The following is a 2,321-nucleotide window of genomic DNA, read 5'->3' as shown; positions in this document are numbered from 1 at the left end:
TGGGCCTACGGGAGAAACTGGAGCTACAGGAGAAGCTGGAGCCACCGGAGAGACTGGGGCTACAGGAGCAACTGGAGCCACCGGCGTTGGGGTGACAGGAGAAACTGGAGCTACAGGCGAACCTGGGCCAACAGGTGCTACTGGGCCAGGTGTTGGTGATTTTGCTTATGTATATAGTTTGTCCACTACTGCGATTCTCGTTCCCGCCAATACCGATGTTCCTTTTAATAATACTGGACCTATATCAGACATTACGCATCCTAATGATACTACTCTTGTTATTGCAACGACAGGAGACTACCTGGTTGAATACAGTGTATCTCTTAATTTTGTGACCCCCGCAAGCATAGCAATAGTCGTTAATGGAACTATTAATCCAGCGACACAGCTCACCTCGTTTAACCCTACGGATCAACTGATCGGTCAGGCCATTCTGTCACTGATCGCTGGTGATCAGATTACCGTGCGGAATACAGATACTTTGCCTTTCTTCCTAAGAATCAGCCCAAGTATAGGCGCTCAACTGACTATAAGCCAAAGATAGAGAGTGAAGGAATAGGAACTGGCATCTGGTAACAGAGGCCAGTTCCTGTCTGTATAGCACTGAACCAGGTAAAGCCTGTTGGCTCCGATGCTGGATATTTTCTAAATACTTTTTGAAATGTATCTACATAAGTAAAAAACATAAAATTGCTAAGTGACATTAACAATTATACATAAAAAGTCATATTGTATTATGAACAACGATTTATTAATCTTGGAGGAGGTAGCTATGCGTCGGTTCAACCATTTTGACGAAGATACACTTTGCCGAAAGAAAAATTATCTCGAGAAGCAACATTGTCATAAATTTTATCAACAGGATTGGAAAGCCTTTGGCCCTTTCGGCCCTTTCGGCCCCTTTGGTCCTTTTGGAAAATGTAAGCTTTGCAACCCTATTAATTTTTGCTGTCCTGTTGACGCTACCGATGATACCGAGTTAAGCGGTTTGGAAATTCAGCTGCAAAGCCCGTCACCATTGACTGTGGCACCCGGAGCACCTGTTGTATTTGACACCATGATTACTTCTTTATCATCGTTTATCTCTTACAATAATCTTGGTACAATAACGATTACACAATCAGGGGTGTTTTATGTTGACTGGTGGATAGCGATAGGCGGTATAGCGGGTGGAGCGGATTTTGTACCTACATTTGCTGTTACTACTTCGGCTGGCGATAATATCAGAGCTTCAAGCCCTCTCATAGCAGGACAACTGAGTGGCAATGCTTTGATTTCAATTACTGCAAGTCCGGTACTTCCGGTAACTTTACAACTGATAAATGCCACGGATGGAGCAGTAGTATTTGGATTAACCCCCATTAAAGCAGACTTAACTATTGTTAGTATATAGCGTCAAACAAAATCGCGAAAAAAGAGCAAAGTCTGATGATATTGATATTTTTTGTGAGGTATGGCACAAAATGAACATCCCTAGTAGCCTGCTTGATTATTCTTTAGAATGCAGAGAGTGATCAAGGACTGCCGGCTATCCAACTAGGCCATTTTGTGCCATCGGTCCTTGACTGGATAGTTTAGTAGCAATAGACATTAACAGTCTTACATAAAAATTCATATTCTATTATGAACAATATATATCAATCTTAAGGAGGTAAATTATGCGTCAATTCGGCCATTTTGGCAAAGAGAGATTTAACAGAGAAATATATGATAGCGGAAATCAATCTCGTCATAGATTCTATCATCATCATGATTGTAAAAATTCCGGCCTTTTCGGCCCTTTTGGTCCTTTCGGCCCCTTTGGCCCTTTTGGACAGTGCAAACCTTTTGATCCTTGCAAGCCTATTCATTGTCCTACCGGGGTTGCCGGAGCTACAGGAGCTACAGGAGCTACAGGAGCTACCGGAGCTACAGGGGCTACCGGGGCTACCGGGGCTACCGGGGCTACCGGGGCTACCGGGGCTACAGGAGCTACCGGGACTGCAGGAGCTACCGGGGCTGCAGGGGCTACTGGGGCTACCGGGGCTACTGGGGCTACCGGGGCTGCTGGGGCTACCGGGGCTACAGGAGCTGCCGGGGCTACAGGAGCTGCCGGGGCTACAGGAGCTACCGGGGCTACGGGAGCTGCAGGGGCAACCGGAGCGACCGGCGCTATTGGACCAGGAACAGAATTGTTTACTGTATTGGGAAATACCGGAAGTGGAACCGTTGGTCTCGGCGAGTTCCTGATTATTCAATCCACTACACTTGACATTACGGTTACAGAAGGGTCGGCGATTGTCACAATTGAAGACCTGTCGCCTGGAGTGACCGGAGCTACA

The 2,321-nt window shown here is 46.2% G+C and carries 2 protein-coding genes and 1 pseudogene; all 3 read left to right on the top strand.

Features of this window, described 5'->3' with window-relative positions; all coding sequences use genetic code 11:
- Window positions 1-544 (top strand): BclA C-terminal domain-containing protein (locus ALO_RS21640; RefSeq protein ID WP_004091727.1); only part of this gene is annotated, 544 nt, incomplete at its 5' end.
- A gap of 228 nt (window positions 545-772) precedes the next feature.
- On the top strand, window positions 773-1,393 hold the full coding sequence (locus ALO_RS00720) for a hypothetical protein (RefSeq protein ID WP_004091724.1): 621 nt from the start codon (window positions 773-775) through the stop codon (window positions 1,391-1,393).
- Between the two features lie 265 nt (window positions 1,394-1,658).
- Window positions 1,659-2,321: pseudogene (locus tag ALO_RS23415) on the top strand (spore surface glycoprotein BclB); the annotation flags it as partial.

Source organism: Acetonema longum DSM 6540 (assembly GCF_000219125.1).
Lineage (GTDB): Bacteria > Bacillota > Negativicutes > Sporomusales > Acetonemataceae > Acetonema > Acetonema longum.
The sequence above is the reverse complement of the archived record's forward strand: the minus strand, read 5'-3'. Positions and strand labels throughout refer to the sequence as shown.

Bases quoted from the DNA above. Each gene is read 5' to 3' on its own strand.
- ALO_RS00720 (WP_004091724.1), top strand. From the start codon at position 773: ATGCGTCGGTTCAACCATTTTGACGAAGATACACTTTGCCGAAAGAAA.